This window comes from Streptomyces sp. NPDC002536, from assembly GCF_053594995.1.
Window position 1 is genome coordinate 14,567 of record NZ_JBSFWU010000076.1, and the last position, 24,032, is coordinate 38,598.

25 protein-coding genes are annotated in these 24,032 nt (G+C 70.9%); 9 read left to right on the plus strand and 16 right to left on the minus strand.

Features of this window, described 5'->3' with window-relative positions:
• Window position 1 precedes the first annotated feature (1 nt).
• A complete protein-coding gene (locus ACWD4B_RS24720; protein WP_451422797.1) occupies window positions 2-613 on the plus strand; it encodes a Uma2 family endonuclease in 612 nt (203 codons plus the stop codon).
• A 78-nt stretch (window positions 614-691) separates the two neighbouring features.
• Here the strand turns inward: ACWD4B_RS24720 and ACWD4B_RS24725 are convergent, their stop codons facing one another.
• On the minus strand, window positions 692-2,074 hold the full coding sequence (locus tag ACWD4B_RS24725; RefSeq protein WP_451422798.1) for a glycine--tRNA ligase: 1,383 nt from the start codon (window positions 2,072-2,074) through the stop codon (window positions 692-694).
• Between the two features lie 153 nt (window positions 2,075-2,227).
• On the opposite strand from ACWD4B_RS24725, the gene ACWD4B_RS24730 reads away from it, so the two are divergent.
• The 4 genes from ACWD4B_RS24730 to ACWD4B_RS24745 all read left to right on the plus strand — a co-directional run bounded on the left by ACWD4B_RS24730 (window position 2,228) and on the right by ACWD4B_RS24745 (window position 5,474).
• Window positions 2,228-3,229, plus strand: coding sequence for a metal ABC transporter substrate-binding protein (locus ACWD4B_RS24730; protein ID WP_451422799.1), 1,002 nt, complete (start codon window positions 2,228-2,230; stop codon window positions 3,227-3,229).
• A gap of 41 nt (window positions 3,230-3,270) precedes the next feature.
• Entirely contained in the window at window positions 3,271-4,038 is a 768-nt protein-coding gene (locus ACWD4B_RS24735; RefSeq protein WP_451422800.1) for a metal ABC transporter ATP-binding protein, read from the plus strand.
• A complete protein-coding gene (locus tag ACWD4B_RS24740) occupies window positions 4,038-4,910 on the plus strand; it encodes a metal ABC transporter permease (RefSeq protein ID WP_451422801.1) in 873 nt (290 codons plus the stop codon). The genes ACWD4B_RS24735 and ACWD4B_RS24740 overlap by 1 nt, the downstream gene beginning before the upstream one ends.
• Before the next feature lie 153 nt (window positions 4,911-5,063).
• Complete coding sequence (locus tag ACWD4B_RS24745; protein ID WP_336411694.1) at window positions 5,064-5,474, plus strand: Fur family transcriptional regulator; 411 nt, start codon at window positions 5,064-5,066, stop codon at window positions 5,472-5,474.
• Between the two features lie 252 nt (window positions 5,475-5,726).
• On the opposite strand, the gene ACWD4B_RS24750 is transcribed toward ACWD4B_RS24745, so the two are convergent.
• The 5 genes from ACWD4B_RS24750 to leuA all read right to left on the minus strand — a co-directional run bounded on the left by ACWD4B_RS24750 (window position 5,727) and on the right by leuA (window position 10,702).
• Window positions 5,727-6,563, minus strand: a complete 837-nt coding sequence (locus ACWD4B_RS24750) for an isoprenyl transferase (protein WP_451422802.1) — start codon at window positions 6,561-6,563, stop codon at window positions 5,727-5,729.
• A gap of 25 nt (window positions 6,564-6,588) precedes the next feature.
• The gene (gene recO, locus ACWD4B_RS24755) at window positions 6,589-7,335 is read right to left on the minus strand and encodes a DNA repair protein RecO (protein WP_451422803.1); all 747 of its coding nucleotides are present in this window, start codon (window positions 7,333-7,335) and stop codon (window positions 6,589-6,591) included.
• A gap of 157 nt (window positions 7,336-7,492) precedes the next feature.
• Entirely contained in the window at window positions 7,493-7,843 is a 351-nt protein-coding gene (locus ACWD4B_RS24760; RefSeq protein WP_451422804.1) for a hypothetical protein, read from the minus strand.
• Window positions 7,844-7,976: 133 nt separating this feature from the next.
• Complete coding sequence (locus ACWD4B_RS24765) at window positions 7,977-8,711, minus strand: tellurite resistance TerB family protein (protein WP_451422817.1); 735 nt, start codon at window positions 8,709-8,711, stop codon at window positions 7,977-7,979.
• A 191-nt stretch (window positions 8,712-8,902) separates the two neighbouring features.
• Window positions 8,903-10,702, minus strand: a complete 1,800-nt coding sequence (leuA, locus tag ACWD4B_RS24770) for a 2-isopropylmalate synthase (RefSeq protein ID WP_451422805.1) — start codon at window positions 10,700-10,702, stop codon at window positions 8,903-8,905.
• 302 nt (window positions 10,703-11,004) lie between these two features.
• Here leuA and ACWD4B_RS24775 point away from each other — a divergent pair, with 302 nt between their 5' ends.
• Window positions 11,005-12,057 carry a M4 family metallopeptidase gene (locus ACWD4B_RS24775; RefSeq protein WP_451422806.1) on the plus strand — a complete coding sequence of 351 codons (1,053 nt, stop codon included), beginning with the start codon at window positions 11,005-11,007 and terminating at the stop codon, window positions 12,055-12,057.
• Between the two features lie 30 nt (window positions 12,058-12,087).
• Complete coding sequence (locus ACWD4B_RS24780; protein ID WP_336411687.1) at window positions 12,088-12,357, plus strand: protealysin inhibitor emfourin; 270 nt, start codon at window positions 12,088-12,090, stop codon at window positions 12,355-12,357.
• A gap of 11 nt (window positions 12,358-12,368) precedes the next feature.
• Here the strand turns inward: ACWD4B_RS24780 and era are convergent, their stop codons facing one another.
• From era to ACWD4B_RS24810, 6 genes are all read right to left on the minus strand, one after another.
• Window positions 12,369-13,310, minus strand: a complete 942-nt coding sequence (era, locus tag ACWD4B_RS24785) for a GTPase Era (RefSeq protein WP_336411686.1) — start codon at window positions 13,308-13,310, stop codon at window positions 12,369-12,371.
• A gap of 44 nt (window positions 13,311-13,354) precedes the next feature.
• Window positions 13,355-13,702: a cytidine deaminase gene (locus ACWD4B_RS24790; protein WP_336411685.1), complete on the minus strand. Its 348-nt coding sequence runs from the start codon at window positions 13,700-13,702 to the stop codon at window positions 13,355-13,357.
• A 125-nt stretch (window positions 13,703-13,827) separates the two neighbouring features.
• Complete coding sequence (locus tag ACWD4B_RS24795) at window positions 13,828-15,120, minus strand: hemolysin family protein (protein ID WP_451422807.1); 1,293 nt, start codon at window positions 15,118-15,120, stop codon at window positions 13,828-13,830.
• A complete protein-coding gene (gene ybeY / locus ACWD4B_RS24800) occupies window positions 15,117-15,614 on the minus strand; it encodes an rRNA maturation RNase YbeY (protein WP_451422808.1) in 498 nt (165 codons plus the stop codon). Before ybeY ends, ACWD4B_RS24795 begins: the two co-directional genes overlap by 4 nt.
• Window positions 15,615-15,628: 14 nt before the next feature.
• Window positions 15,629-16,636, minus strand: a complete 1,008-nt coding sequence (locus ACWD4B_RS24805; protein ID WP_451422809.1) for a PhoH family protein — start codon at window positions 16,634-16,636, stop codon at window positions 15,629-15,631.
• Between the two features lie 117 nt (window positions 16,637-16,753).
• Window positions 16,754-17,878: a carbohydrate kinase family protein gene (locus ACWD4B_RS24810; protein ID WP_451422810.1), complete on the minus strand. Its 1,125-nt coding sequence runs from the start codon at window positions 17,876-17,878 to the stop codon at window positions 16,754-16,756.
• A 78-nt stretch (window positions 17,879-17,956) separates the two neighbouring features.
• Between ACWD4B_RS24810 and ACWD4B_RS24815 the strand changes: the two genes are divergently transcribed.
• Window positions 17,957-19,282, plus strand: a complete 1,326-nt coding sequence (locus ACWD4B_RS24815; RefSeq protein ID WP_451422811.1) for a 6-phospho-beta-glucosidase — start codon at window positions 17,957-17,959, stop codon at window positions 19,280-19,282.
• Between the two features lie 12 nt (window positions 19,283-19,294).
• Here the strand turns inward: ACWD4B_RS24815 and ACWD4B_RS24820 are convergent, their stop codons facing one another.
• Window positions 19,295-20,089, minus strand: a complete 795-nt coding sequence (locus ACWD4B_RS24820; RefSeq protein ID WP_451422812.1) for an HAD family acid phosphatase — start codon at window positions 20,087-20,089, stop codon at window positions 19,295-19,297.
• Between the two features lie 189 nt (window positions 20,090-20,278).
• Here ACWD4B_RS24820 and ACWD4B_RS24825 point away from each other — a divergent pair, with 189 nt between their 5' ends.
• Window positions 20,279-21,367, plus strand: coding sequence for an S-(hydroxymethyl)mycothiol dehydrogenase (locus tag ACWD4B_RS24825; RefSeq protein ID WP_451422813.1), 1,089 nt, complete (start codon window positions 20,279-20,281; stop codon window positions 21,365-21,367).
• A 166-nt stretch (window positions 21,368-21,533) separates the two neighbouring features.
• Here the strand turns inward: ACWD4B_RS24825 and ACWD4B_RS24830 are convergent, their stop codons facing one another.
• The 3 genes from ACWD4B_RS24830 to ACWD4B_RS24840 all read right to left on the minus strand — a co-directional run bounded on the left by ACWD4B_RS24830 (window position 21,534) and on the right by ACWD4B_RS24840 (window position 23,497).
• The gene (locus tag ACWD4B_RS24830; protein ID WP_451422814.1) at window positions 21,534-22,439 is read right to left on the minus strand and encodes a ribonuclease Z; all 906 of its coding nucleotides are present in this window, start codon (window positions 22,437-22,439) and stop codon (window positions 21,534-21,536) included.
• A gap of 18 nt (window positions 22,440-22,457) precedes the next feature.
• On the minus strand, window positions 22,458-22,817 hold the full coding sequence (locus ACWD4B_RS24835) for a histidine triad nucleotide-binding protein (protein ID WP_451422815.1): 360 nt from the start codon (window positions 22,815-22,817) through the stop codon (window positions 22,458-22,460).
• A gap of 101 nt (window positions 22,818-22,918) precedes the next feature.
• Complete coding sequence (locus tag ACWD4B_RS24840) at window positions 22,919-23,497, minus strand: hypothetical protein (RefSeq protein ID WP_451422816.1); 579 nt, start codon at window positions 23,495-23,497, stop codon at window positions 22,919-22,921.
• Between the last annotated feature and the right edge of the window lie 535 nt (window positions 23,498-24,032).

Sequence of the window (24,032 nt, forward strand, 5' to 3'; positions counted from 1 at the left end):
CATGGCAGTCATGGTCGAGACACCACCGCCGCAGTCGATAGACCGCTTCCGCGAACCCCCAGGGAGGTTCGAAGAGCTGTGCAGGATTCTCGAACAAGTCGATGCTGATCTCCCGGACGGGTACTACACGGAGATCATCGGGGGGCAAGTCATCGTGTCACCGTGGTCCCAATGCACCTACGAGCTCATCCTCGACAGCCTCGTCGACCAGTTGGGCCCGCATGCGCCCGAGGGCCATCGCGCACGGGCCACCCCCCGGCTGTTCCGGTTCCCGGAACAATCGGAAGCGTACGGCCCGGATCTCCACATCACGGAGTCGACCACCTTCAAAACAAAAGGTATCTACGCGCCCGGTGAAGCGCTGTCCCTCGTCGGGGAGGTGACCTCTCCTTCAACCGCCCACAACGACCGGCGCAAGAAGGCAGAGGTGTACGGCAAGGCCGGGGTGCCCGTCTACTTGCTGGTCGACGTGCTGAAGGAGTTGCTCGTCGTGTACTCCGAGCCGTCACCCGAGCGCGGCTACCGCACCCTCACAGAGGCCAAGTTCGGCGAAACGGTGCACATCCCCGCCCCCTTCGACTGCGAACTGGACACCGCGGACTGGGAAGTCTGACGCACAGCCCGAGGGCCCCGCCCCCGCCGCAGCGGGACCGGGGCCCTCGGTCAGGCAAGGCAAGCGCCCGGCGGAACGTCAGCAGCCGATCAGGCGAGCGGCCAGGTAGCCCTCGATCTGGTCGAGCGAGACGCGCTCCTGCTTCATCGTGTCGCGCTCGCGCACCGTCACCGCGTTGTCGTCGAGCGTGTCGAAGTCGACGGTGACGCAGAACGGCGTGCCGATCTCGTCCTGGCGGCGGTAGCGGCGGCCGATGGCGCCCGCGTCGTCGAACTCGATGTTCCAGTGCTTGCGCAGGTCCGTCGCCAGGCCCTTGGCCTTCGGGGAGAGCTGCGGGTTGCGGGACAGCGGCAGGACGGCGACCTTGACGGGGGCCAGGCGCGGGTCGAGGCGCATCACGGTGCGCTTCTCCATGACGCCCTTGGCGTTGGGGGCCTCGTCCTCGTTGTACGCGTCGAGCATGAAGGCGAGCATGGCGCGGTTCAGACCGGCCGCGGGCTCGATGACGTACGGGAAGTAGCGCTCGCCGGCCTCCTGGTCGAAGTACGACAGGTCCTGGCCGGAACCCTTGGCGTGCGCCTGGAGGTCGAAGTCCGTGCGGTTGGCGATGCCCTCGAGCTCGGAGAACTCCGTGCCGCCGAAGTTGAAGCGGTACTCGATGTCAGTGGTGCGCTTGGAGTAGTGGGAGAGCTTCTCGGCGGCGTGCTCGTACCACCGCATGTTCTCCTCGCGCATGCCGAGGCCGGTGTACCAGCTCCAGCGCTGCTGCATCCAGTACTCGTGCCACTGCTCGTCCTCGCCCGGCTTGACGAAGAACTCCATCTCCATCTGCTCGAACTCGCGGGTGCGGAAGATGAAGTTGCCCGGCGTGATCTCGTTGCGGAAGGACTTGCCGGTCTGGGCGATACCGAACGGCGGCTTCTTGCGCGAGGTCTGCTGGACCTGGGCGAAGTTGGTGAAGATGCCCTGCGCGGTCTCGGGGCGCAGGTACGTCACCGAACCGGTGTCCTGGGTCGGGCCGAGGTGCGTGGACAGCAGGCCGGAGAACTGCTTGGGCTCGGTGAACTGGCCCTTGTTGCCGCAGTTCGGGCAGTTGACGTCGGCGAGGCCGTTCTCGGGGAGCTTGCCGTGCTTGGCCTCGTACGCCTCCTCCAGGTGGTCCGCGCGGTAGCGCTTGTGGCAGGAGGTGCACTCGGTCAGCGGGTCGGAGAAGGTGGCGACGTGGCCGGACGCCTCCCAGACCTCGCGGGCGAGGATGACCGACGAGTCGAGGCCGACCACGTCGTCGCGCGAGGTGACCATGGAGCGCCACCACTGGCGCTTGATGTTCTCCTTGAGCTCCACGCCGAGCGGTCCGTAGTCCCAGGCGGCACGCTGTCCACCGTAGATCTCGGAGCAGGGATAGACGAAGCCACGGCGCTTGCTCAGGCTGACGATGGTGTCGATCTTGTCGGCGGCCACGGTGCTCTCTTCATTGCGACGACGAACAGCGAATGATTCAGGTTACCGGCGCGGCACCCCCTCTCATCAAATCGGCTATGGCCTTGGCTTGACCCCGCCCGTCGACGGACCCGCTGTTGACAATCGTTTCCACTTTTGTTGAAAATGAGTGTCATGAACGTACGTCCGATAAGCCCCGTACGACCGTCCCGGTCCCGCCGTCGAATATCCGCCACCACCGCCGTCGCCGGGACGGCCGCGCTGGGCCTCCTGACCCTCTCCGCCTGCTCCCCCGACAGCGGCAAGGGCACCACCGCGGACGGAAAACTGCAGGTCGTGGCGTCGTTCTACCCGATGCAGTACCTGGCCGAGGAGATCGGCGGCGAGCACGTCAAGGTCACCAACCTGACCAAACCGGGCGTCGAGCCGCACGACCTGGAGCTCACCCCGAAGCAGACCGGCTCGCTCTCCGAGGCCGGCGCCATCGTCTACCTCAAGGGCATCCAGCCCGCCGTGGACACGGCCATCAAGCAGTCCGGAAACAAGCACGTCGCCGACGCCGCCGCCTTCACCGGCATGGAGAAGCACGGCACCGAGGTGGACGGCCACGACCACACCACCGGTGACAACCACTCGCACTCCGACGCCGAGCCCGGCGACGACCCCCACGTCTGGCTGGACCCGGTGAAGTACGCCGAGGTCGCCAAGGGCGTCGGCAAGACCCTCGCCGAGGCCGACCCGGACCACGAGGCCGACTACGCGAAGAACACCGACGCGCTGGTCAAGAAGCTCGGCGAGCTGGACACCACGTTCCGCGACGGCCTGAAGAACCGCGCCTCGGACACCTTCATCACCACCCATGCGGCCTTCGGCTACCTGGCCGAGCGCTACGGCCTGACCGAGGAGGCCATCAGCGGCCTCGACCCCGAGTCCGAGCCCAGCGCCGCCCGGATGAAGGAGCTGCACCGGCTCGCCGAGGACCACCACGTGAGCACGGTCTTCTTCGAGACCATCGCCAACCCCAGCACCGCGAAGACCCTGGCCGGCGACCTCAAGGTGAAGACGGACGTCCTGGACCCCCTGGAGGGCATCACGGACAAGTCCCGCGGCCACGACTACATCGAGGTCATGAAGTCCAACCTGGCCGCACTGCAGAAGGCCCTCGGCACCAAGTGAGCCGGTCGAGCCAGTCACCTCTGACGACGGAGGAAACAGCCATGGAGCAGCCCGTCATATCCCTGCGGGGCGCCACCGCCTCGCTCGGCTCCCGCCCCGTCCTGCGCGGCGTCGACCTGGCCGTGCAGCGCGGCGAGGTCGTCGCCCTGCTCGGTGCCAACGGCTCCGGCAAGTCCACGGCCGTCCGGGCCGTCGTCGGCCAGGTCCCGCTCACCGGCGGCGAGCTGGAGCTCTTCGGCACCCCGCAGCGCCGCTTCCGCGACTGGGCACGCGTCGGCTACGTACCGCAGCGCACCACCGCGGCCAGCGGCGTGCCCGCCACGGTGCGCGAGGTCGTCGCCGCAGGGCGGCTGGCCCGCACGAAGCTGGGCCCGACCCGCAAGGCGGACCGCGAGGCCGTCGTGCGGGCGCTGGAGCTCGTCGGCATGGCGGACAGGATGAAGGACTCCGTCAACGCCCTCTCCGGCGGCCAGCACCAGCGCGTGCTCATCGCCCGCGCGCTCGCCGGGGAACCCGAACTGCTGATCATGGACGAGCCGATGGCCGGCGTGGACCTCGCCAACCAGGGCGTCCTCGCCGAGGCCCTGCGCACCCAGGTCGCCCGCGGCGCCACCGTGCTGCTCGTCCTGCACGAACTCGGGCCGCTGGAGCCGCTCATCGACCGCGCCGTCGTCCTGCGCGACGGCTGCGTGGTGCACGACGGCGCCCCGCCCAAGGCCGTGGGCCAGCACGCACTGCCCGGCCACGACCATGTCCACCCGCACGCCGACCCGGCCGCGGAACCGATCCGGACGGGACTGCTGAGCTGATGGAAATCCTCGACCTCCCCTTCATGCAACGGGCGCTGCTGGCCGCCTTCCTGGTCGGCATCACGGCCCCCGCGATCGGCATCTACCTCGTCCAGCGCCGCCAGGCGCTGATGGGCGACGGCATCGGCCACGTCGCCCTCACCGGCGTCGGCCTGGGCTTCCTGCTCAACACCAGCCCGGTGTGGACGGCCACCGCCGTCTGCGTGCTGGGCGCGGTGGTGATGGAGCTGATCCGCTCGTACGGCAAGGCGCGCGGCGACATCGCCCTCGCCATGCTCTTCTACGGCGGCATGGCCGGCGGCGTGATGCTCATGAGCCTCTCCTCCAGCGGCTCCAACGCCAACCTCACGACGTACCTGTTCGGTTCGATCACCACCGTCTCGCAGCAGGACCTCGTCGCCATCTGCATCCTGGCCGCCTTCGTGGTCCTCACCACGCTCGGGCTGCGCCGGCAGCTGTTCGCCATCTGCCAGGACGAGGAGTTCGCCCGCGTCACCGGGCTGCCGGTGCGGCTGCTGAACCTGCTGGTCGCGATCACTGCCGCGGTGACCGTCACCGTCGCCATGCGCGTGGTCGGCCTGCTGCTGGTCAGCGCGCTGATGGTGATCCCCGTCGCCGCCTCGCAGCAGATCGCCCGCAGCTTCGCGACGACCTTCGCCATGGCGGTGGCCGTGGGCGTGCTCGTCACCCTGTCGGGCACCGTCACCTCGTACTACGTGGACGTGCCGTCCGGCGCGACGATCGTGCTGATGGCGATCGGCGTGTTCATCGCCCTCACCGCCGTCGCCACCCCACTGGCGAGACGGCGGGCGGACCGGACCGCCGAGGCCGAGCGCTGCACGCTGGCGCCGGAGGCCGACGTCCAGGTCTGACGATCATGACCGTGCCGGGCCCGGCGAGCAGGGCTGTACGGACCGATCCCGGTGATCGACCCGTACAGCTCCGTCCGCCGGGCCTGGCACAATTGGCGTGGCAGCACGTGCAGGGCGTGCAGTGCGTGTTCACGCGAGCTTGAGGAGGCAACTGTGGCGACCGCCGGTCCCCCGGTACGCGGACGGGCCACCAAGCAGCGGGCCGCGGTGGCGGCCGCGCTCGACGAGGTGGACGAGTTCCGCAGCGCGCAGGAACTCCACGACATGCTCAAGCACCGCGGCGCCTCGGTCGGCCTGACCACGGTCTACCGCACGCTGCAGTCCCTCGCCGACGCCGGCGAGGTGGACGTGCTGCGCACCAGCGAGGGCGAGTCCGTCTACCGCCGCTGCTCCAGCGGCCACCACCACCATCTGGTCTGCCGTGTGTGCGGCAAGGCGGTCGAGGTCGAGGGCCCGGCCGTGGAGAAGTGGGCGGACTCCATCGCGGAGGAGCACGGCTTCGTGGACGTGGCCCACACCATCGAGATCTTCGGGACGTGCGGGGAGTGCGCGGCGAAGAGCTGACCCCCCGCCCCTGATACGTGAACTGCCCCGGACCGTCGGAAGACGTCCGGGGCAGTTCACGTTTCCCGCTCCAGGGCGTGTCCGGCGGATCCTCGCGCCCCGTAAGGGGCGCGGGGAACTGCGCGAGCAACCACGACGCGCCCGCAGCCGAGGTTCCCGGGGCTTCGCCCTGGACCCCTGGGGTCGTGCGTCGGCTGCAGGCCGTCGGTGGCCGGTCGCGCAGTTCCCCGCGCCCCTTACGGGGCGCTGCAACTACTCACCGGCCGGCGTCTCCTTGGCGAGCTGCTCCTCGTTCGGGATCGCCCCGCCGAAGCGGCGGTCCCGCTGGGCGAACTCCAGGCAGGCGCGCCACAGGTCGCGGCGGTCGAAGTCGGGCCACAGGACGTCCTGGAAGACCATCTCGGCGTAAGCGCTCTGCCAGATCAGGTAGTTGGACGTGCGCTGCTCGCCGGAGGGGCGCAGGAACAGGTCCACGTCCGGCATGTCCGGGTAGTACAGGTACTTCGCGATGGTCTTCTCGCCGACCTTCGACGGGTCCAGCCGGCCGTCCTTCACGTCGCGCGCGATCGCCGCCACCGCGTCCGCGATCTCCGCGCGGCCGCCGTAGTTCATGCAGAAGTACAGCGTGAGCTTGTCGTTGTCCTTGGTCTGCTCCTGGGCGACCTGCAACTCCTTGGCCACCGACCGCCACAGCTTGGGCATCCGGCCCACCCAGCGCACCCGGATGCCGAGTTCGTCGAGCTGGTCGCGCGTCTTGCGGATGAAGTCGCGGTTGAAGTTCATCAGGAAGCGCACCTCGTCGGGCGAGCGCTTCCAGTTCTCGGTCGAGAAGGCGTAGAGGGAGATGCTGCCCACGCCCATCTCGATCGCGCCCTGGAGGACGTCCAGCACGCGTTCCGCGCCGACCTTGTGGCCCTCGGTGCGCGGCAGGCCGCGCTCCTTGGCCCAGCGGCCGTTGCCGTCCATGACGATCGCCACGTGCTCGGGCACCAGCTCGCCCGGGATCTTCGGCGGCACCGCGCCGGAGGGGTGCGGCTCGGGGGTGCGGTACTCGCGTCGGGGGCGGCCCAGAAACCCGCGTCGTGCCATGACTGCCACTTCTCCTCGTACGTCCTTACTGCTCCACATAGCGAAGGGACCTCAGCCCCCGCTCCAGATGCCAGCTCAGATAGGCGGCCACCAGGCCGCTGCCCTCTCTGACATACCGCGCCTCGCACGCGTCCGCGGTCGCCCAGTCCCCGGTCAGCAGCGCTCCGAGGAGTCCGAGCGACTCCGAGGAGGGTACGACGCTTCCGGGCACCCGGCAGTCCCCGCAGGTGACTCCGCCGGCCGTGGCCGAGAAGAAGCGGTTGGGGCCGGGCATGCCGCACTTGGCGCAGTCCCCGAAGCTGGGGGCGTAGCCGTTGACCGCGAGGGAGCGCAGCAGGAACGCGTCGAGCACCAGGTGCGGGGCGTGTTCGCCCGCGGCGAGCGTGCGCAGGCCGCCGACCAGCAGCAGGTACTGCTGGACGGCGGGCTCGCCCTCGTGGTCCGTGAACCGCTCGGCGGTCTCCAGCATCGCGGTGCCGGCGGTGTAGCGGGCGTAGTCGGTAACGATCGCGCCACCGTGGGCGGCGATGGTCTCACTCTGCGTGCACAACGGGAGGCCGCGCCCGACGAGCTCGCTGCCGCGCGCGAAGAACTGCACGTCGACGTGCGAGAACGGCTCCAGCCGGGCCCCGAACTTGGACTTGGTGCGCCGCACCCCGCGGGCGACGGCGCGGACGCGGCCGTGGCCGCGGGTCAGGAGGGTGATGATGCGGTCCGCTTCACCGAGCTTCTGCGTCCGCAGGACGATCCCGTCGTCGCGGAAGAGACTCATCGCGCGCCCCCACGGGTGTCCGGCCGGGGGTCCGGGGGTTGTCCCCCGGGAGACGGCAGCTGGGTACGCAGGACGATGCCGTCGTCGCGGAACAGACTCATGCAGTCATTGTCCCGTACCGGCGGGGCGGCCCGGACCGCCGGTCAGGGCGGCGGGGTCAGTGCCGGAAGTCGCCGTGGACGGCGAGGTAGTGGGCGACGGCCTTGCACCTGTCGCGGGCCTCGAAGTAGAGGAAGGACTGCCGCTGGGTGAGCTCCCCGCAGCTGTGGACCTTCTGCAGGGCGGGGGTCATGAAGGAGGTGGTGCGCTCCACCTCCTGCTTCATGTACGGGAATTCGGGGCCGGGCGAGCCGCACTCGAGCGTGAGCCTCGACGGCGTGCGGGCCGAGCGGTACGTGGAGCAGTCCGCGGTGTCGGCGGCGGACGCGGGGGCGGGGGGCGGGAGGAGGACGAGGGCGGCCGCGGCGAGGACGGCCGCAACAGCACTGGGGAGACGGAGTGAGGTCATGCGCCCGAGAATGTCGGTGTCCGGCACCCCAGTTCAAGATCATTCGACGGCCGTCACGGCGCCCCGTCAGGGGCGCGGGGAACTGCGCGAGCAACCACGACACACCCGCAGCCGAGGATCCACCGGCCACGCCCTAGGACGGCATCCGCGCCGCCGCCAGCAGCCGGTCCGTGTCCTCGGGACAGATCAGCAGCGCCCGCCCCACCGTGGCCAGCACCTCCCGCTCCGCCGGGCGGTAGGGGCCGTCGGCCAGGGCGATGCGCGCACCCTGCAGCAGGATCGATTCGCGGCCCGCGGGGGCCAGGTGCGGGGCCAGCGGCTCCAGGGCCTCGTGGAGCTCGATGGCCAGGGCCGTGCCGCACGGGTCGAAGCCGTCGCGGCCGGAGGGGCCGGGGAGCGGGCCGTTCCCCCCGTACCGGCCGGGCAGCCGGCCCGTGTCGGCGGCCAGCGCCTCGATCAGCGTGACCAGCTGCTCCTCGCTGCAGTCGGCGAAGCCCGCCGCGCGCACCGCGCCCACCGCGGCCCGGCGCACCGTGCGGGCCTCCGTGCCGCCCGCGGCCAGCACCGCGAGGGCCACCGTGTGCACCGCGTCGCGCAGCATCGCCGAGAACCGGGTGGTGGTGGGGTGGTCGAGGACGTCCAGCGCGAAGCGGCCGCGGCAGGCCGTGCATTCGACGATCGGGCCCACCGGCCCGCGCGGCAGCAGCGGCACCCCGAACGCGACCAGACGGCGGCGGCCCGTGCGCCGGTGGTAGTTGCGGTCCCCGCCGCAGCCCGGGCAGAAGAACTCGCCGTCGCCGACGGTGCGCCATACGGTGCGTACGCCCACCACACACCGGTCCGGGCTGTGTCGGCCTTGCGCGTGCATCACGGCGCACCTCCATAACGCCACGGCCTCGTCGCCGCGTTGACGTGATGTTAGCCACATCGGTGATGCTGCGTCAGTACCCCGCCACGCGGAGTTCCGGCTGCGGGTGGCCGAAACCGCCACCGTCCCCACCGGATGCGGTGGTTTCCGGTGGCGGCCCGTTGACCGCCGTACGCCGGGGAACAGCAGTCTCAGCCCCGGTGGGCCCGGTTGACCGCGGAGACGACCGCCTTGATCGACGCACGCGTGGTGTTGGCGTCGACGCCGATGCCCCACAGCACCGCCCCGTCGATCACGCACTCGATGTACGAAGCGGCCTGCGCCCCGGCGCCCTCGCTCATGGTGTGCTCGGTGTAGTCCAGCACCCGGGCGTCCACGCCGATCGCGGCGAGGGCGTCGACGAAGGCGGAGATCGGGCCGTTGCCCGTACCGGTCAGCACCGTCTCCACGCCGTCCACGACGGCCTCGACGGTGAGCACGTCGGTGCCCTCCCCGCCGGAGGTGGTGGCCTGCGCGGAGCGCAGGGCGATGCGGCCCCAGGGGTTGCCGGGGGTCGGCAGGTACTCGTCCTGGAAGACCGACCAGATCTCCTGCGGGGTGACCTCGCCGCCCTCGGCGTCGGTCTTGTTCTGAATGATCTTCGAGAACTCGATCTGCATCCGGCGCGGCAGGTCCAGCTTGTGGTCGTTCTTCAGCACGTAGGCGATGCCGCCCTTGCCGGACTGCGAGTTGACGCGGATGACGGCCTCGTAGGAGCGGCCGACGTCCTTGGGGTCGATCGGCAGGTACGGGACCGCCCACTCGATGTCGTCCACGGTCTTCCCGGCCGCGGCGGCGCTCGCCTCCATGGCCTCGAAGCCCTTCTTGATGGCGTCCTGGTGGGAGCCGGAGAAGGAGGTGTAGACCAGGTCGCCCGCGTAGGGGTGGCGCGGGTGGACCTCCATCTGGTTGCAGTACTCGGCGGTGCGGCGGACCTCGTCGATCCGGGAGAAGTCGATCTGCGGGTCGACGCCCTGGGAGAACAGGTTCATGCCCAGGGTCACCAGGTCGACGTTGCCGGTGCGCTCGCCCTGTCCGAACAGGCAGCCCTCGATCCGGTCCGCCCCGGCCATGACCGCCAGCTCGGCGGCGGCCACCGCGGTGCCCCGGTCGTTGTGCGGGTGGGCCGACAGGCAGATGTGCTCGCGGCGCGACAGGTTCCGCGACATCCACTCGAAGCGGTCGGCGTGGGTGGAGGGCGTGGAGCGCTCGACGGTCGCGGGCAGGTTCAGGATGATCTCGCGGCCGGGCTCGGGCTGCCAGACGTCCATCACGCCCTCGCAGACCTCCAGCGCGAAGTCCAACTCGGTGTCGGTGAAGATCTCCGGGCTGTACTGGAAGCCGAAGACCGTCCCGTCGCCCAGGATCTTGTCCGCGTACTCCGTCACCAGCCGGGTGCCGTCCACCGCGATCTGCTTCACCTGCTCCCGCGAACCGCGGAAGACCACGCGGCGGAAGACCGGCGCCGTCGCGTTGTAGAGGTGGACGGTGGCCCGGTGGGCACCGCGCAGGGACTCGACCGTGCGCTCGATCAGCTCCTCGCGCGCCTGGGTCAGGACGGAGATCGTCACGTCCTCCGGGATCGCGTCCTCTTCGATGATCGAGCGGACGAACCCGAAGTCGGTGGCCCCGGAGGCGGGGAAGCCGACCTCGATCTCCTTGTAGCCCATGCGCACCAGCAGGTCGAACATCTCCCGCTTGCGGGCGGGCGACATCGGGTCGATCAGCGCCTGGTTGCCGTCGCGCAGGTCGGTGGAGAGCCAGCGGGGAGCCTTGGTGATGCGCCGGTCCGGCCAGATGCGGTCGGGGATCTCCACGGCCTCGTACGGCCGGTACTTGTGGACCGGCATCCCGGACGGGCGCTGGGTCACCGTCGCCGCGGTGATCGGGGTGGGGCGGCCGACGGAGTGCTCGGGGGACTGCTCGTTCGACTGCTCGGGCTGCTGCGACATCTGCGGAGGGCTCCTCGTGGTGTCCGCGAAGGGATCGGCCGACGGGCCTGCGCTCAACACGGCACGCAGCACCGGACTCCGCGGGGAGGGGGTCGACCTACGACTACAGGCCCTCGCCGCGGCAGCTAAGAAGAAGCAGCCCGAAACGCATGATGCACAGCACACTAGCCGAGGCGGCACAGGTGTAAAGGGGGGTTCCACCATGCGGGACACGGGCCCGGTCCCGGAACCCCGCCACTCGTTTGCAGGAATCGCCGTCCGGAAGAGTGACAAGCCCCGTGGCCGATGCGAAATTGCCGCTCATGGACACCGTGAAGAGCGCTTTCTGCACCATCGTTCCCCCGCACATGCTGGACGCACTGGCCCAGTCCGAGGACCCCCGGCACCACGAGCCCGCCCGCCGCACCCTGGAGCACGACGGGGCCCTGCGCACCCGGCGCCGGGTCACCCCGCCAGCCCCGCAGGCGGCCCCCGCGGGCGCGCCGTCCGACAAGCCGCAGCGCACCATCTACGACGAGCAGCACGAGACGACGCTCCCCGGTACCAAGGTGCACAGCGAGGGCGACCACCCCAGCAAGGACGCCACGGTCAACCGCGCCAACGCGGCACTCGGGGCCACGTTCGACTTCTACCTCAAGGTCTACGGCCGGCACTCCATCGACGACGCGGGCATGCCGCTGAACGCCTCCGTGCACTACGGCGAGAAGTACGACAATGCCTTCTGGGACGGCAGCCAGATGGTGTTCGGCGACGGGGACGGCGAGCTCTTCGGCGACTTCACGGTCTCCGTGGACGTCATCGGCCACGAGCTCACCCACGGTGTCACCCAGCACACCGCCAACCTGGAGTACTACGGCCAGTCCGGCGCTCTGAACGAGTCGCTCTCCGACGTCTTCGGCTCGCTGATCAAGCAGTACGCGCTGGGCCAGACCGCCGACCGGGCCGACTGGCTGATCGGCCAGGGCCTGCTGGGCCCCACCATCCACGGCGTGGCCCTGCGCTCCATGAAGGCCCCGGGCACCGCCTACGACGACCCCCACCTGGGCAAGGACCCGCAGCCGGCCAACATGGACGACTTCGTCCGCACCTCGCGCGACAACGGCGGCGTCCACATCAACTCCGGCATCCCCAACCACGCCTTCTACCTGCTGGCCACGGCGCTGGGCGGGCACGCGTGGGAGCGGGCCGGGCGGGTCTGGTACGCCACGCTGACCGGCGGCGAGCTGGCCGCCGACGCGGGGTTCGCGGACTTCGCCCGGCAGACCGCGGCGACGGCACGGGCGCTGTACGGCGAGGGCGACGCGGTGCAGGCCGTACTGAAGGCCTGGTCCCAGGTGGGGGTCCCCACCTCGTAGCGCGGGCCCCCGGAGGGCCAGAATGGCGGCATGCGGATCGTCATCACGCGGACCGGCGGCTTCGCCGGCATCAGGCGCCGGGCCGAGCTGGACACGGCCGGCCGGCCCGACGCAACGCACCTGGAGGCGCTGGCGCACCGCGCGCTGGCGCCGGGGCGGGAGGCGGGGCCGGTGCGGGGCGTGCCGGACGGCTTCCACTACGAGATCGACGTGGACGGCCGGTCCGTCCACCTCGCGGACCCCCATCTCACGCACGACCAGCGGGAGTTGATCAGAGCGGTGCTGAAGGAGGGGGCGTAGCCCCCGGAGTCCTAGAAGCCCAGCTTGCGCAGCTGCTTCGGGTCGCGCTGCCAGTCCTTGGCGACCTTCACGTGCAGGTCGAGGTAGACGGGGGTGCCGAGCAGCGCCTCGATGTGCTTGCGGGACTTCATCCCCACCTCCTTGAGGCGGGCGCCCTTCGGGCCGATGATGATGCCCTTCTGGCTGGGCCGCTCGATGTAGACGTTCGCGTGGATGTCCAGCAGCGGCTTGTCCTTCGGCCGGTCCTCGCGCGGCAGCATCTCCTCGACCACGACGGCGATCGAGTGCGGCAGCTCGTCGCGCACGCCCTCCAGGGCCGCCTCGCGGATCAGCTCCGCGACCATGACCTGCTCCGGCTCGTCCGTGAGGTCGCCCTCCGGGTAGAGCGGCGGGCTCTCCGGGAGCAGCGGCACCAGCAGGTCGGCGAGGAGCGAGACCTGCTTGTCGCCCACCGCCGAGACGGGGATGATCTCGGCCCACTCGATGCCGAGCTCCGCGCCCAGCTTCTGGATGGCGATCAGCTGCTCGGCCAGGGCCTTGGAGTCCACCAGGTCCGTCTTGGTGACGATGGCGACCTTGGGCGTCTTCTTGATGCCGGCCAGCTCGCCCGCGATGAAGCGGTCGCCGGGGCCGAGCTTCTGGTCGGCCGGGAGGCAGAAGCCGATCACGTCGACCTCGGCCCAGGTGGTCCGGACGACGTCGTTCAGCCGCTCGCCCAGCAGGGTGCGCGGCTTGTGCAGACCGGGGGTGTCGACCAGGACGAGCTGGGCGTCCGGGCGGTGCACGATGCCGCGCACCGTGTGCCGGGTGGTCTGCGGGCGGTTGGAGGTGATCGCGACCTTCGTCCCCACCAGTGCGTTGGTCAGGGTCGACTTGCCCGCGTTGGGGCGGCCGACGAAGCACGCGAAGCCCGCGCGGTGAGGGGCCTGGGAGGGGGAGGAGGGCTTGTCCATGCCTTACATTCTCCCCGATCCCCCGGCCAGCGCGGACCAGCGGCTCAGCCTGCCGTGATCGTCGCGCCCGGGGTGCCGTCCGGCCCGGCCAGCAGCACAGGCGTCCGCGGGCCGCCCAGGTCCCGCACGGCCGCCCGGTCCGCGTCCGGCACCGCCGCCGCCTCGGAGACCACCGCGGCGGCCTCCAGGGAGGTCGCACCGCTGGCCACCGCCATGGCGACGGCCGTCTGCAGCGCGCTGAGCCGCAGCGAGTCGAGGGCGACGGTTCCGGCGACGTAGGTGCGGCCCGTCTCGTCGCGCACGGCCGCGCCCTCGGCGACGCCGTTGCGGGCCCGGGTCGCCCGGGCGAGCGTGATGAGCTTGCGGTCTTCGGGGTGCAGGGTCTCCGTCATACCCGGAGCATAGGGGCGCACCGTCCGCACCCCCATGCCGGGTAGCGCCCCGTCAGGGGGCGCCCCGCAGGGGCGCGGGGAACTGCGCGACCAGCCACGACGCACCTGCAGTCAAAGTCCAGCCCCTACGGGGCGCCCCCGCCGGAGCCGACCGGCTCCACCAGCACCGTCACGATCCGGTTCCGCCGCCCCGCAGGGGCCTCGGCGGTGAGCCGCAGGGCGGCGAGCTCCTTGCCCTCGACCGGAACCTCGGCCACCGCACCGGCGATCGGCACCCGGCCCAGCGACTTGGCCAGCAGACCGCCCACGGTCTCCACGTCCTCGTCGTCCAGCTCCAGGCCGTACAGCTCGCCCAGGTCGCCGATGTCCAGCCGGGCCGTGACCCGGTAGCGGCCGTCCCCGAGCTCCTCCACCGGCGGCAGTTCGCGGTCGTACTCGTCGGTGATCTCGCCGACGATCTCCTCGAGGATGTCCTCGATCGTCACGATGCCCGCCGTGCCCCCGTACTCGTCGATCACGACGGCACAGTGGTTGCGCTGCTGCTGCATCTCCCGCAGCAGGTCCCCCGCGTTCTTGGTGTCCGGCACGAAGACCGCCGGCCGCATGGCGGTCGAGACCAGCTCGCTCTCCGCGTCCCGGCTGATGTGGGTCTTGCGCACCAGGTCCTTGAGGTAGACGACGCCCACGATGTCGTCCTCGTTCTCCCCCGTCACCGGGATCCGCGAGAAGCCCGACCGCAGGGCGAGGGTGAGCGCCTGGCGGATGGTCTTGCCGCGTTCTATGACGATCAGGTCGGTGCGCGGCACCATCACCTCGCGCACGAGGGTGTCGCCGAGTTCGAAGACGGAGTGCACCATGCGGCGCTCCTCGTCCTCGATGAGCGACTCCTTCTCCGCGAGGTCGACCATGGCCCGCAGCTCCGCCTCGGAGGCGAACGGGCCGCGGCGGAAGCCCTTTCCGGGGGTGAAGGCGTTGCCGAGGAGGATCAGCAGCTGCGGGATCGGCCCCATCACCCGTGCCAGCGGCAGCAGCACGTACGCCGCCACGGTCGCGGTGTTCAGCGGGTGCTGGCGGCCGATGGTGCGCGGTGAGACGCCGACGGCCACGTACGAGACGAGGACCATCACGACGATCGCGACGGTCAGCGCCTTCCAGGTGGCGTCGAACTCCCGCAGGCAGACGTAGGTGACGAAGACGCCCGCCGCCATCTCGCACGCGATGCGCACGAGCAGCGCCACGTTGAGGTAGCGGGTGGGGTCGGCCGCCACGGCCATCAGCTTGGCGCTGCCGCGCCGGCCCGAGCGCACGGCCTCCTCGGCCCGGAACCGGGTGGTCCGGGCCAGGCCGGCCTCCGCACAGGCGGCGAGCCAGGCGACGACCAGCAGCAGGACGGCAGCGGTGATCAGTTGACCGGTCACGTGATCGTCGGGGCCGGGGAGGGCCCTTCGATGCCGTGCTCGGCACGCCAGCCGTCGATGATCGCGGCCTGGAGGCCGAACATCTCGGCCTTCTCGTCGGGCTCCTCGTGGTCGTAGCCGAGGAGGTGGAGGACGCCGTGGACGGTGAGCAGCTGGAGCTCCTCGTCCATGGAGTGCTTCGTCGGCGCCTCCTCGCCCTGCTTCGTCGCGACCTCCGGGCACAGCACGATGTCGCCGAGCAGCCCCTGCGGGGGCTCCTCCTCGTCCTTGGCCGGGGGCCGCAGCTCGTCCATGGGGAAGGACATCACATCGGTGGGCCCGGGGAGGTCCATCCACTGGATGTGGAGCTGCTCCATGGCGTCGGTGTCGACGACGATGACCGAGAGTTCGGAGAGCGGGTGGATACGCATCCGGGCGAGGGCGTAGCGGGCGACGTCGAGGATCGCCTTCTCGTCGACCTCGGTGCCGGATTCGTTGTTGACGTCGATTGCCATGGGATTACCGGGAGTTACTTTCCGTTGCCGTTGACGTTGCTGCGGGTGTCGTACTGCTCGTACGCGTCGACGATACGGCCGACCAGCTTGTGCCGTACGACGTCCCTGCTGGTGAGGTACGAGAAGTGGACGTCCTGCACGCCGTCGAGGATCTCCTGCACCTGGCGCAGGCCGCTCTTGGTGCCGCCGGGCAGGTCGATCTGGGTGACGTCACCCGTGATCACGATCTTGGAGTCGAAGCCGAGCCGGGTGAGGAACATCTTCATCTGCTCGGGGTTCGTGTTCTGCGCCTCGTCGAGGATGATGAACGCGTCGTTGAGCGTCCGGCCGCGCATGTACGCCAGCGGCGCCACCTCGATCGTGCCCGCCGCCATCAGCCGCGGGATCGAGTCGGGGTCGAGCATGTCGTGCAGCGCGTCGTAGAGCGGGCGCAGGTACGGGTCGATCTTCTCGTAGAGCGTGCCCGGCAGGAAGCCCAGCCGCTCGCCGGCCTCGACCGCGGGGCGGGTCAGGATGATCCGGTTGACCTGCTTGGACTGCAGGGCCTGGACCGCCTTGGCCATCGCCAGGTAGGTCTTGCCGGTGCCCGCGGGGCCGATGCCGAAGACGACCGTGTGCTTGTCGATCGCGTCGACATAGCGCTTCTGGTTGAGCGTCTTGGGACGGATGGTGCGCCCGCGGCTGGAGAGGATGTTCTGGGTGAGGACCTCCGCGGGAGTCTCCTCCGCACCCTCTGCATCCCGAAGCATGGCGATCGAGCGCTCCACCGCGTCCTCCGTCATCGGCGCACCCGTGCGGAGCACCAGCATCATTTCGTCGAACAGCCGCTGGACGAGGGCCACTTCCCGCTCGTCGCCCGTCGCGCTGACCTCATTGCCCCGTACGTGGATGTCCGTGGACGGGAACGCCTTCTCGATGACCCGCAGCAGCGAGTCCCCGGAGCCCAGGACCGTCACCATCGGGTGCTTGGCCGGGACCGTGAACCGGGCTGTCGCCTGCGGTCGTGTGGGTGTCTGAGTCATGGGCCGGCACTCTGGCCTGCTCATCCCTCTTTCTCATGTCCGGCAACGTTGACATCTCAAGGGTACGACGGTGCGCAGGGCGGCCGGAGGGGATTTACGGCTGGTCACGGCCGGTGGTCACGACCGGCGGAAGCCCAGGGTGGGCACCGCCCGGCGCAGCGGCCAGGGCCGGCACGCCGCGGGCAGGATGCCGTCGAGGAAGGCGTAGCGGCGCAGCGTGGCCGGGGACTGGTCGTCGAAGGAGCGCACGTGCTGCCACCAGGCGGCGATCTCCACCCAGCCCGGCGCGGACAGCGACCCCCCGAATTCCTGTACGGACAGGGCCGCGGTCAGCCCCGCGAAGGCCAGCCGGTCCGCCAGCGGCCAGCCCGCGAGGGTGCCGGTGACGAAGCCCGCCACGAAGACGTCCCCCGCGCCGGTGGGGTCCAGCGCCTCCACCGCGATGGCCGGCACCTCGGCGCTCTCGCCCGTTCTGCTGTCCACGGCGTACGCGCCCTGCGCCCCCATCGTCACCACGGCCAGCGGCACCTTCTCGGCCAGGGCGCGGGCCGCGGCGCGCGGGCAGTCGGTGCGGGTGTAGCGCATCGCCTCCTCGGCGTTGGGCAGGAACCCCTCGCAGTACTGCAGATCGGCCAGGTCGGCCGGATCCCAGCGGCCGGTGTCGTCCCAGCCCACGTCGGCGAAGATCCGGCTGCCCCGGCCGGCCGCGACCGCGATCCACTCCTCCTGCCGCCCCGGCACCAGCAGGGACACACAGGCGCGCGCCGGGGGCGGGCACTCGGGCGGCTCTTCCGGCGGCGGGGCCTCGTGGCCGTGGGAGACCATCGTCCGCTCGCCCTCGTAGGCCATCGACACGGTGACCGGGGAGTGCCAGCCGCGCACGGTGCGCGACAGGGACAGGTCGATGCCCTCGCCGCGGGAGAGCGACTCCCAGCAGTACTCCCCGTACATGTCGTCGCCGAAGGCCGCGGCGAGCGAGGTGCGCAGGCCCAGCCGGGCCAGGGCGGTGGCCATGTTGGCGATGCCGCCCGGGCTCGACCCCATGCCGCGCGCCCAGGTCTCGGTGCCGCGCACCGGGGCCGAGTCCAGGCCGGTGAAGATGATGTCGAGGAAGACGGGGCCCGTGAGGTAGACGTCCGTGGCCGGATCCTGCTCGGAACGGACCTCGGCGAGCGGGTCCAGCACGGGGGCGGCGCCCTCGAAACGCTCTGCGTGGCAAGGCTGCGGGGAGGGGATCGTCATGCTCGCCTGCTACTCCTCTCGGGGATGCAAGAGTGCGGGTCCGGACAGTGTGCCCGATGCCGGTGTACCTTCCGGACTATGAGGCTCGTGATTCTCGGCGGTGGCGGATTCCGGGTGCCTCTGGTGCACCGGACCCTGGTTGACGATGCCCGGCGCGGCGTGCCCGGACGCTGTGACGAACTGGTGCTGTACGACACGGATCCAGGACGCCTCAGAGTGATTGCGGCGATTCTGGACGAGCAGTCCGCGGCCGTGCCGGACGCCCCCGTCGTACGGATCGCCTCCGACCTCGACGAGGCCCTGCGCGGCGCGGACTTCGTCTTCTCCGCGATCCGCGTGGGCGGCACCGCGGGCCGCGTGTGCGACGAGCGGATCCCGCTGGGCGAGGGCGTCCTCGGGCAGGAGACCGTCGGCGCGGGCGGGGTGCTGTACGGGCTGCGGACCATCCCGGTGGCCGTGCACATCGCGGAGCGGGTGGCGGCGCTGGCGCCCGAGGCGTGGGTCATCAACTTCACCAATCCCGCGGGGATGGTGACGGAGGCGATGTCCGCGGTGCTGGGCGACCGCGTGATCGGCATCTGTGACTCGCCGGTCGGCCTGGTGCGCCGGGCGGCGCTGGCGGTGGGCGCCGATCCGGACGAGGTCGAGTACGACTACGTGGGCCTCAACCACCTCGGCTGGCTGCGGTCGTTGACGCTCGACGGGCGCGAACTGCTGCCCGGGCTGCTGGCCGACGAGCAGGCGCTGAACACCCTGGAGGAGGGCCGGCTGTTCGGCGCCTGGTGGCTGCGGACGCTGGGCGCGCTGCCCAACGAGTACCTGCACTACTACTACTTCCGCCGCGAGACGCTGGCCGCGACGCGGGCCGCGGGCGAGACGCGCGGTGAGTTCCTCGCCCAGCAGCAGGGCACGTTCTTCGAGGAGGCGGCCGCCGCCCCGCCCGGGCGGGTGCGCGAGCTCTGGGAGCGGGCGCGGCTGCACCGCGAGGAGACGTACCTGGCCGACGGCCGTGCGGCGAGCGGCGGTTGGGAGCGGGACACCTGCGACCTGGAGGGCGGCGGCTACGACCAGGTCGCCCTCGCCCTGATGCGGGCGGTGTCCGGGGACGCGGGGGTGCGGCTGATCCTCAACGTCCGCAACGGCGGCACGGTGCCGGCGCTGGACGCCGACGCCGTCATCGAGACGGTGTGCGAGGTCAGCGCCAAGGGCGCGGCTCCCCTGTCGTGCGCGCCCGTACGGCCGGACCAGCTGGGGCTGATGCTCCAGCTGAAGGCGGTGGAGCGCGGCACGATCAATGCCGCGCTCCACGGGGACCGCGCCGCGGCGGTGCGGGCCCTGGCCCTGCACCCGCTGGTGGACTCGCCGGCGGTGGCACGGCGGATCCTGGAGCGGGCGGGGTACTGAGCCGGGGTTCCCCTACGGCAGGAAGTACATCGGGTTCGGCAGCTTGTACGTGTGCTCCGCGTAGCCGCCGGTGAGGTCGCTGTACTGGTCGCCGAAGTTGCCGATGATCCGGTAGCCCTCGGACTCGATGTGCTTCCGCGTGCCCGACTTGTACTCGATCGTCGTGCAGTTGGCGCCGCACGACAGGTACGCCGGCGGGGTCTTCTTGTTCTTCAGGAAGAAGTGCGCGGTGTCGGCCGCCGGCTTGTAGCCCGCGTTCTTCAGGTTGCGCACGCTCCAGTCGCGCTGGTGCTCGTCGCGGCCGGTGACGTAGAAGACCGTGATGCCCTTCGACTGCGCCCAGTTGACCAGCTGCGGCATGCCGAAGACCGGGGCCATGTCGGTGGACTTCAGGTACGCGTCCTGCGAGGCGGGCGTGAAGGCGAAGCCCTGCTGGAGCTCGTAGTTGTAGGTCAGCAGCGTGGTGTCGTCCACGTCCAGGACGATCGCCGGCTTGCCCTTGGCATCGGCGCTCTTGTTCTTGAGCGTGTGCTCCAGCTGGGCCTTGGCCTTCTTCTGGATCCCGGCGAGCTGCTTGGCGTAGTTGCTGTCCGCCGACGCGTAGTGCTGGCCGTTCTTGTCGACCGTGTCGCCGTAGTAGGCCTTGATCTGGTCCTCGGCCTTGGTGAGGTTGGGGATCTCCTTGTCCGTGCGCGGCGCCTTGTGCTCGGCGGTGGCGGCACCCGCCGCGTAGAGGCCGGTGCCGGCGACGACGGCGGCGGTGAGGGCGGCGATACGGACGCGCGTGGACGTGCGGGAGAGCGACAAGAGGGGCTCCTGGGAAGGGCAACGACGGTGCAGCGCGAAATTAAGGCCTTGTTAAGAGCCGGTCAAGGGGTATCTACGCGCGCAGAGGAAAGTGTGTCCGGCCCCTCACCGCCCGGGCCGCCCCCGGCGCGTACCGTGGTCGTGGATCAACGACGCTCGGTGACGAGGACGAGAAGGGCGGGGCCGTTCATGGCACAGGAAGTACGCGGAGTCATTGCTCCCGGCAGGAACGAGCCGGTGCGGGTGGAGACGGTCCTGGTGCCGGACCCGGGGCCCGGCGAGGCCGTGGTGAAGATCCAGGCGTGCGGCGTGTGCCACACGGACCTGCACTACAAGCAGGGCGGGATCAACGACGACTTCCCCTTCCTCCTGGGCCACGAGGCGGCCGGGGTCGTCGAGGCGGTCGGCGCGGGCGTGACCGAGGTGGCGCCCGGCGACTTCGTGGTCCTCAACTGGCGTGCGGTGTGCGGTCAGTGCCGCGCCTGCCTGCGCGGGCGCCCGCAGTACTGCTTCGCCACGCACAACGCGCGGCAGAAGATGACACTGTCCGACGGCACGGAGCTCTCCCCCGCCCTCGGTATCGGCGCCTTCGCCGAGAAGACGCTGGTCGCGGCCGGCCAGTGCACCAAGGTCGACCCCGAGGTGTCCCCGGCGGTGGCCGGGCTGCTGGGGTGCGGCGTGATGGCGGGCATCGGCGCCGCGATCAACACCGGGCAGGTGGGCCGCGGCGACTCCGTCGCCGTGATCGGCTGCGGCGGTGTGGGCGACGCGGCGATCGTCGGCTCGCGGCTGGCCGGGGCGGCGCGGATCATCGCCGTCGACATCGACGAGCGCAAGCTGGAGACGGCGCGCAGCATGGGCGCCACCCACACGGTCGACTCCCGCACCGCCGACCCCGTCGAGGCCATCCGCGAGCTCACGGGCGGCTTCGGCGCGGACGTCGTCATCGACGCGGTCGGCCGCCCGGAGACGTACCGGCAGGCGTTCTACGCCCGCGACCTGGCCGGCACGGTCGTCCTGGTCGGCGTGCCCACCCCGGAGATGAAGCTGGAGCTCCCGCTGCTGGACGTCTTCGGGCGGGGCGGCGCGCTGAAGTCCTCCTGGTACGGGGACTGCCTGCCGTCGCGGGACTTCCCGATGCTGATCGACCTGCACCGGCAGGGGCGCATCGACCTCGGCGCGTTCGTCACGGAGACGATCGAACTCGACGAGGTGGAGAAGGCGTTCGAGCGGATGCACGCGGGGGATGTGCTGCGGTCGGTAGTCGTCTTTCCCTGACCGGCCCGGTTTCCGCGCCCCGTCAGGGGCGCGGGGAACTGCGCGACCAGCCACCCACGGCCTACAGCCGACGCACCACCCGCGGGGTCCGGGGCGAAGCCCCGAGAACCTCGACTGCAGGCGCGTCGTGGCCGATCGCGCAGTTCCCCGCGCCCCTGACGGGGCGCTACCGCTTCGGCACCGGCACCCGCATCAGGTCCTTCGCCACCGTCAGTTCACCCTCGAAGCCGGCGGCACGCGCCTGGCGTTCGAAGGCCGACGGGTCGTCGTAGCGCTGCGAGAAGTGCGTGAGCACCAGGTGCCGGACCCCGGACTCGGCCGCCGCGCGGGCCGCCTGACCTGCCGTCAGGTGGCCGTGCTCGACGGCCAGCGGGGCGTCCTCGTCCAGGAACGTGGACTCGATGACGAGCATGTCGCAGCCCTCCGCGAGCGCGTAGACGCCCTCGCAGAGCCTGGTGTCCATGACGAACGCGAAGCGCTGCCCGCGCCGCACCTCGCTCACCTCGTCGAGCGTGACGCCGCGGATCTCGCCCTCGCGCACGAGCCGGCCCACGTCCGGGCCGGAGATGCCGCGCTCCGCCAGCAGCCCGGGCAGCATCCGGCGGCCGTCCGGCTCGACGAGCCGGTAGCCGTAGGACTCGACGGGGTGCGACAGCCGCCGCGCCTCCAGGACGTACGACGGGCCGTCCACCAGGACGGCGCCCTTGCCGGAGACGGGCTGCTGCTCCAGCTGTACCGTCTCGCGGTAGGCCGTGGCGTACCGCAGCCGGTCGAAGAAGCGCCGGCCGCTCGACGGGTAGTGCGCGGTGACCTGGTGCGGGACGCGGTCGAGGTTGATGCGCTGGATGACCCCGGCCAGGCCCAGCGAGTGGTCGCCGTGGAAGTGGGTGACGCACAGCCGGTTGAGGTCGTGGGCGGCGACCCCGGCGCGCACCATCTGGCGCTGGGTGCCCTCGCCCGGGTCGAAGAGCAGGCCCTCGCCGTCCCAGAGCAGGACGTAGCCGTTGTGGTTGCGGTGCCGGGTGGGCACCTGGCTGGCGGTGCCGAGGACGACGAGTTCGCGTACGGACACGGTGGTGCTCGGTCTCCCTTATCCGGGCGGCCAGTTCAGGCCACGGCCACCGAGCACGTGCAGGTGCGCGTGGAAGACGGTCTGCCCGGCGCCGGCCCCGGTGTTGAAGACGACCCGGTAGCCCTTGCCGTCCACCTTGTCGTCGGCCGCGACCTGGCCGGACTCCCGCAGTATGTCGGCCATGACCTGCGGCTCGGCGGCGGCGAGGGAGGCGGCGTCCGGGTAGTGGACCTTGGGGATCACCAGGACGTGCGTGGGGGCCTGGGGGTTGATGTCGCGGAAGGCCACGGTCGTCTCGGTCTCGCGGACGACGGTCGCCGGCACCTCCCCCGCAACGATCTTGCAGAACAGGCAGTCGGCCTGCGGTTCTCCCGCCACCGGTGGGCTCCTCCCGGGTCGTCGGCTCGTACGGACCGGATGTTACCGGGCCGCCTGTACGAGGCCGTGATCACGGGGGGCCGCAGGCCGTCGGTTCGCGCTCACTTGCCGTGGAAGGTGCTGCTGCAGCTCGGGGTGGGCCGGGGCGGCTCGTCCGACGGGCAGCTGCAGCCGGGCTCGGGCTGCTCCTTGGAGGGGGGCGGCGGGGTCCACGGGGTCCACGAGCCCGGGGTGGCCGGGGCGGTGGTGCTCGCCTTCGAACAGTCGCCCAGCACCGTCACCGTGAACTTGGTCTTCCCGTCGACCTTTCCCGTCAGATTGCCCCGCACGCACGCCTCGCCGCTGATGCCGGTGACCGTGCCGTAGACGAGGATCTTCTTGCCGTCGGAGGTCTTCCCCTCGCAGTCCACACCGACGGCGGTGACGGGAGCGGGCGAACCGCTGCTGCTCGCCGGGGCGCTGCTCTTCGCCTTGCCCTGGCACGTCAGATACGCCACGTGCACACCGCTGTGCTCCAGCTGGTCCGTGGCCTGTTTGCCGGTGACGACGGCGACGCTCACCGAATCGAGCCCGCCGACCGGATCACAGCCGACGAGTGCCGCGGCGGCCGCGCCCGTGAGAGCGACGGCGACGGCCGCATACCGCGCCCGTGGGACGCGTAAGCCCCTCAACGCACCCATACAGGGCAGTTTTCCATCCCTGCGGGCGCAGTGGAAGACGGCCTCCGGACAGCGGCCGGGGGCCTCGTCCGGAACCAACTCCGCCCGTTGCGGAGGAGCTTCATGAATGCACGCCCTGGCCTGGGGCGCAGCGACTGGGAGTTGCGACCGTGCCCTCATGGAAGCCCCGGCCCCACCCTTTCGCCGTTTCCTGAGGGCTGCCGCCCCCAGCCCCCCTGATCGCGGCTCCGCCGCTCGTCCTCAAACGCCGGACGGGCTGAAATCAGCCCGTCCGCGCCCCGTAGGGGCGCGGGGAACTGCGCGACCAGCCACTGCCGGCCCGCACCAGGACATAGGTAGGGCAAACCCCCGCCCCGATACGCCCAGCACCTCCATGGCCGGGCGGCCCGCAGCCCCAGACCCTTGAAGGGTGATTTCCCAGAAGAACCGCCCCCGGCGGCTGCACCGCACCCTGGCAGCCGCCGCGGTCGTGACCGCCATGGCCGTCCCGACCGCGGCGGCCACCACGGCCCCGGCATCGGTGCCGGCACCGATG